The organism is Salmonella sp. SAL4457 (genome assembly GCF_046548235.1).
Taxonomy (GTDB): Bacteria; Pseudomonadota; Gammaproteobacteria; order Enterobacterales; family Enterobacteriaceae; genus Salmonella; species Salmonella enterica.
This window is the reverse complement of record NZ_JBGDZO010000285.1, coordinates 1-300: the sequence shown is the minus strand read 5'-3', so window position 1 is coordinate 300 and position 300 is coordinate 1. Positions and strand designations below refer to the sequence as shown.

The following is a 300-nucleotide window of genomic DNA, read 5'->3' as shown; positions in this document are numbered from 1 at the left end:
GACCGGGGCGACGCTGAAGCGGCTCAGGTCGAGTTTCGGCGCCTCGGCTTCGGCCTTGGCGTCCTGTAGGTCGGCGCCTACCGGAGCCAGGCCGAAATCCGGCGCATCGACCTCGGCGAACGCCGCCATGTAGCCGTCCCGCGGCGCTACCTGCAAGCGTCCGGCGGGCGCGCTGGTACCAGTAGCGGCGCGGGTCTGCGGGGCCTCCACGGGAGTCGTCTGCGCAGGCGGCGGCGCCATGACCACCTCCTCGACCTCCATCTCGGCGACCACGGCGATCGCTCCCGCTCGCTCCAGCAC

1 pseudogene is annotated in these 300 nt (G+C 72.7%); it reads right to left on the bottom strand.

Annotated elements, in window-relative coordinates:
- Positions 1–300 (bottom strand): annotated as a pseudogene (locus ACLJNW_RS24305) (hypothetical protein); the annotation flags it as partial.